The organism is Streptomyces lacrimifluminis, from assembly GCF_014646095.1.
Taxonomy (GTDB): Bacteria; Actinomycetota; Actinomycetes; order Streptomycetales; family Streptomycetaceae; genus Streptomyces; species Streptomyces lacrimifluminis.
The window spans coordinates 1-5,499 of sequence record NZ_BMMU01000081.1 but is presented as its reverse complement, the minus strand read 5'-3'; the positions used below and the strand labels follow the sequence as shown (position 1 = coordinate 5,499).

Genomic DNA, 5,499 nt, shown 5'->3' with positions numbered 1-5,499 from the left:
ACCCGACGGTGCTGACCATCCTGTTGCTGGTCATCGTCCTGCTGGCCGTGCTCGCACTCCTCGCGCTCCTCGCAGCCACCGGCCGCACCACAACCGCTGCCGAGCGGACGACGGCACCACCCCGCCCGGAGGCCGGAGAGTGACGTTCTGCCACGCGAGCCACCGCCCTTCGAGGCGCGCCCAGGACAGAGCGGATCCGCAGCCCACGCGTGGGAGACGGCTACTGGCGGGCCATGTGCATGCGCATCTCGCTCTGGGCATCGACGATCAGGTCGCCGGACAGGTCGACGGTGACGCTGTGCAGGGTGCCGGTGAACCGGAACGGTGCCCGGTAATCGGGGGTGACGGCCGATCCCGGGTTGGCGCCGCAGGCCAAACCGCCCGGGTTGAAGGCGACCGGGGTGGTGACCGGCATGTCGGTCTCGCCGACCAGGCGGCCGTCGATGTACAGCTGGGCCCGGCCGGATGCGCCCTTGCCGTGGGCGATGTCCGGGTCGCCGGTGGGCTCGAACTCGAAGCGCAGCGTGTGCCGTCCTTCGGGCACCTTCTCGCTCGAGGCCACGTGATACAGGGCCCGTTGGACGTAGTTGTGGGCGTAGTGCAGGTGCCCGTCCTTCACATAGAGGGACCATCCGCCGGCGTTGGTGCCTTGACAGAGCAGGACGCCCGCCGCGCCGCCGGGCGGGATCTCGACGTCTGCGGTGACGCTGTGCGGACGGTTGAGGACCCGGGGCGCGACCGCGGCCGGCAGGACCTGGGTGCCGGGGCGGAAGGTGTAGCCGCTGCGGGCCTGGGTGATCTGCGGCCGTTCGAGCATCATGCGCTCAAGGGCGCTGCCGTCGATCGGCAGCACGTTGTACTTGCCGGCCTCCACGTACCACAGGGCGATCATCTCGATCAGCTTGCTGCGGTTCTCTTCGGCGAGGTTGCTGGTTTCGGCGACATCCTCGTCGACGCGGTAGAGCTCCCAGTGATGGGCGTCGAGGTCGTCGAGGTCCGCCATGGTGATCGGGGTGCCGAACGGCCGCCCGGCCTCGGCGAAAGCGGGGCCGGGCCAGGGGCAGACCGCCCGCCATCCGTCGTGGTCGATAGCCCGGTGCCCGAACATCTCGTAGTACTGGGTGCGGTGGCGACTCGCGGCGGAGGCATCGTCGAAGGTGTGGGCGAAGCTGACCCCGTGCAGGGGCGACTGGGTCACGCCCCGGATGCTCGCGGGCGGCTCGATCCCGAGCACGTCCAAAACGGTGGGGACCATGTCGATGATGTGCGCGAACTGGTCGCGGACCTCACCGCGGGCCCGGATACCGTCGGGCCAGTGCACGAGGAAGGGATCACTGACGCCGCCGCGGTAGGTCTCCCGCTTCCACCGCCGGAAGGGGGTGTTGCCCGCCCAAGTCCAGCCCCACGGGTAGTGGTTGAACGTGCTGGGGCCGCCGAGCTCGTCGATCCGGGCCAGGCTCTCCTCCAGCGTCTCGGGCGCGTTGTTGAAGAACTGCATCTCGTTGGTGGTGCCGGTCACCCCGCCCTCCGCGCTCGCCCCGTTGTCGGAGACCACCATGACCAGCGTGTTGTCGAACTCGCCGGTCTCCTTCAGGAAGTCCAGCAGCCGCCCGATGTGGTGGTCGGTGTGGCTGAGGAACCCGGCATAGACCTCCATCATCCGCGCGGCCAGGCGCCGCGCGTCCGGCGTGAGAGACTCCCAGGCGGGCACGTCCGGATCGTGCGGGGACAGCTGTGCGTCCGCGGGCACCACGCCGAGTTGCTTCTGCCGGGTGAAGGTGCGCTCGCGGTAGACGTCCCAGCCGTCGTCGAACCGTCCCCGGTAGCGGTCCGCCCACTCCTTCGCCACATGGTGCGGAGCATGCGTCGCACCAGGGCACAGGTTCAGGAAGAACGGCTTGTCCGGGGCGACCTGCTTGGCGTCCGCGATGAACGACATCGCCCGCTCGACCAGGTCCTCCGTCAGGTGGTAGCCCTCCGCCGGCGTCGCCGGCGGCTCCACCTGGTGGTTGTCGTACACCAGGTCCGGATACCACTCGCTCGTGTCGCCGCCCAGGAACCCGTAAAACCGCTCGAAGCCCCGCCCCAGCGGCCACCGGTCGTAGGGCCCCGCGGCCGACTCCTGTTCCGAGGGCATCAGGTGCCACTTGCCGACCATGTACGTGTTGTAACCGTGCTGCAGCAGTGTCTCCGACAGGAACCCGTTCTCGAACGGGATCTGCCCGTTGTAGCCCGGATAGCCAGTGGCCAGCTCTGTGATCGCCGCCATCCCGTTCGCATGATGGTTGCGGCCCGTCACGATGCACGAACGCGACGGTGAGCACAGCGCGGTGGTGTGCATGTTGCTGTACAGCAGCCCACCCGCGGCCAGCGCGTCCAGGTTCGGCGTCTCGATCGGGCTCCCGTAGCAGCCGAGCTGCCCGTACCCGGTGTCGTCCAACACGATCAGCATCACGTTCGGTGCACCCGGCACCGCCCGCACCGGCTGCGGCCACGCCGGGCTCGACTCGTCCGTCGTCCGCCCCACCACCCCCGGGAACGCCTGCCCCGGCCTGTACTCATTCCATGATGTCTGCGACATTCCGCCTCCGTTCCACCAGCCGGCGCGAGAACCGGTGATGTCCGTGCACGCGACTGTCACAACAGAGCCCTGTCGCCGACACGGGATCCCGATCGGATGACCGGGCAAAAGGCACTGTCGCCGACCGTCGACTGGGGTGAGCCCCGGCACTTCCACGCTAGGGCGCCACCGTCACCACGGCGACCGGGGGAGCGGTGTCCGGTCCGCGCCCAGTAGTTGTTACGGACCGCACGAAGGCCGGTTCGGCGGGCGCGACTGGCTCCTGGAGCTCTGATCCTCTGCCCGGTTGCGGCATCTGTTGCACCAACGGGTGCGACGACTGTTGCGTGAGCCTTTCCGGCGTCCGGACGTTCGCTCAGGTCATCACGGTTTTACGGCGTGGTCGGGGTGCTGACATCCCTGTTGCGGCCGCTTCGGCCATGCCCTGGCTGGAGTTGAGGATGAGGGAGGGCGGGATGGGTGCGCGGACGCGGGCGGGGATCGGGGCACGCTCAGCCGGTTGCGCGTCGGCGGGGCCTGCGCGTCCGTGCCGCTGTCAGTGTGGCGGTGACGTCAGGCGGGGGACGTCGGCGGGGAGAGGTCGGGGCGGGCGCGGTGCCAGCGTGCGGGGTGTCGCCACCGGCCGGAGGCGTCGCGAAGTCGACGTCGACTTCCACCGCCAGCTCGGGTTCCACCAGCGTGAGGTTCTGTCTCCTGGCTGCCCCCACCCGGCGGAGAACGACCAGCCTGTCCACGGATGACCGTGCCGCCCCGTAGCGAGCAGGCCGGTGACCGCCGCAGCTGCCACCCGGGCGAGGGTGGTGGTGCGGCCGACGTACTGAAAGCGTCCTCTGTCGTCGTACCTGCCGGGCAGCAGCGTGCGGGGAACGGCCAGAGAGCCGGTGATCGCGTCGACGATCGCCTCGCTCGTCTCGCGGATCTTGTATTTCTGCCAGCTCCTCACCGAGGGGCGGTAGCGTCGTTCAGTCTCTTGAAGACGATCCCCTCCATCCCGACCGGCGCCCACGTCGGCCGCTCGCGGACGACGTCGGCCTCGGTGGTCGACGGGGACAGCGTCCACGGCGCCGACAGACGCCGTGCGGCGAACACGCCACTCCAGTGCGGCCCGGCGCCGCCGGTACGGCCACCCGGTCGTGTCCGTCCCAGACAGGCGCAGCAGATCGAGCGCGGCGAAGTGAGCCGGCCACTCCGCCGCCGCCCGGGCCGTCCCGGCACCACGCCGGGCAAGCGGGTCTGCAGCCGCTCGAACGCGAGGCGGCCCGCGGTGTCCCATACGACCAGCTCGCCGTCCAGCGCGGTCGCGTCCGGCAGCTGCACGGCCCCGGCCACGCGCTCCGGAAACGACGGCCCCATTTCTGTGCCGCATCGGTCCTGTCCGGTCGGGCAGGACCGATCTTGACTGGTTCGCTGCCGGAACGCGATGACCGACGGCGGCGGGGGCGCGCGTGATGCTGAAGGGGCGCGGGGCGCGTGGTGGGCGGTCCTTCGATGCTGCCGTGCGGCGTGGTGCGAGTTGCGCTCCCCGCGTGCTCCTGCTGGACGAGCGCCCTGCGTTTGTCGCTCGTGGAGGCAGGGGATTCATCTCCCCAGGCCACGCCTATTGCCGGGTGGGGCCCTGGCACCAGGCCACTCCGTCACGGCCGCGTGCTGACCGGCTGGGTGGCGGGGAGCGCCGACCGCTAGCACGAGCACCGCAGATGCGTCCCAGACGGCTCGCGGTGTGCATCACCCGGTTCTGTGCGGGCCGGCTCTACCTCACCTCCTCGATCTCTCTCGCGGCCCGGCCGGCGCTCAGGGGCCGACACTCGGTTCCGCGGACCTGGACCGGCATGCCGCTGTCACCGCATGCACCGCCCTGCACTGCGCATCGACGGGTGTGTCTGCGCCGCCCGGGCCAGGCCCTGCCCAGTGACGGGGGAAACCCGGGCAAACCTGGAGAGGGAAGACCGATGGCCTCAGTCGCCCTGGATGCCGATCCCGCCGATCTCGTGTCGATGCGCGGCCATGTCACCGCCCTCCTCGCGGAATTTCTGGACCGCAAGGCCCGTACGGCGGCCGCGCACGAGCTCCCCAGTGAAATCACCGAAACACTGCGCGACTTCCTGCTCTTCGGCGGCAAACTCCTGCGCCCCCTGCTGTGTGTGACCGGCTGGCATGCCGCAGGCAGCAACGGCGGGCTGCGTCCAGTGCTGCAGGTAGCGGCGTCACTGGAGATGTTCCATGCCTTCGCGCTCATTCACGACGACCTCATGGACGACAGTGCCACCCGCCGGGGCCGGCCCACCGTCCACCGTGTCTTCACTGCCCGCCACACCGGCGGCCACAGTGAACGTGCGGCGGCCCACTTCGGTGCCGGGGCCGCGATCCTCATCGGCGACCTCGCCCTGGCCTGGTCTGACGAACTGCTGCACACCGCCGGCCTGGCTCCCCGCCAACTCGCGTGCGTGCTGCCCCATCTGGACGCGATGCGTACCGAGGTGATGTACGGCCAGTACCTGGACCTACTCACCGCGGGACGTCCCACCGCAGATGTGGACGCGGCGCTGACCGTGGTGCGCTACAAGACCGCCAAGTACACCCTCGAGCGCCCTCTGCACCTGGGCGCCGCGCTCGCCGGCGCGGACCGTACCGTCCTGGGAGCCTGCACCGACTACGCCCTGCCACTCGGTGAGGCCTACCAGCTGCGTGACGACCTGCTGGGAGTCTTCGGCAGCCCGGCGCAGACCGGCAAATCCGCCCTCGATGACCTGCGGGACGCCAAAGCCACCGTCCTGATCGCCCTGGCCCTGCAAGCCGCCTCCCCGGCACAAGCGGACCGTCTGCGCGCACTGATCGGCAACCCTCGCCTGGGGGAGGACGGCGCCACCGATGTGGCGTAGCTGACGCGTTTGCTTATTGATCTTGGTTGTGGGCTGGTG

The 5,499-nt window shown here is 70.0% G+C and carries 4 protein-coding genes; 1 reads left to right on the top strand and 3 read right to left on the bottom strand.

Going from position 1 to position 5,499, the window contains the following annotated elements:
- Positions 1-220 precede the first annotated feature (220 nt).
- The 3 genes from IEY89_RS39755 to IEY89_RS39745 form a co-directional block, all read right to left on the bottom strand.
- Positions 221-2,581 (bottom strand): arylsulfatase, encoded by a 2,361-nt coding sequence (locus IEY89_RS39755; RefSeq protein WP_189152391.1) that lies wholly within the window; start codon positions 2,579-2,581, stop codon positions 221-223.
- 535 nt (positions 2,582-3,116) lie between these two features.
- Positions 3,117-3,524 carry a hypothetical protein gene (locus tag IEY89_RS41395; RefSeq protein ID WP_229695730.1) on the bottom strand — a complete coding sequence of 136 codons (408 nt, stop codon included), beginning with the start codon at positions 3,522-3,524 and terminating at the stop codon, positions 3,117-3,119.
- Positions 3,521-3,910, bottom strand: a complete 390-nt coding sequence (locus IEY89_RS39745) for a DNA ligase-like domain-containing protein (RefSeq protein ID WP_189152390.1) — start codon at positions 3,908-3,910, stop codon at positions 3,521-3,523. Before IEY89_RS39745 ends, IEY89_RS41395 begins: the two co-directional genes overlap by 4 nt.
- Before the next feature lie 620 nt (positions 3,911-4,530).
- Here IEY89_RS39745 and IEY89_RS39740 point away from each other — a divergent pair.
- Complete coding sequence (locus IEY89_RS39740) at positions 4,531-5,460, top strand: polyprenyl synthetase family protein (RefSeq protein WP_189152389.1); 930 nt, start codon at positions 4,531-4,533, stop codon at positions 5,458-5,460.
- Positions 5,461-5,499 lie beyond the last annotated feature (39 nt).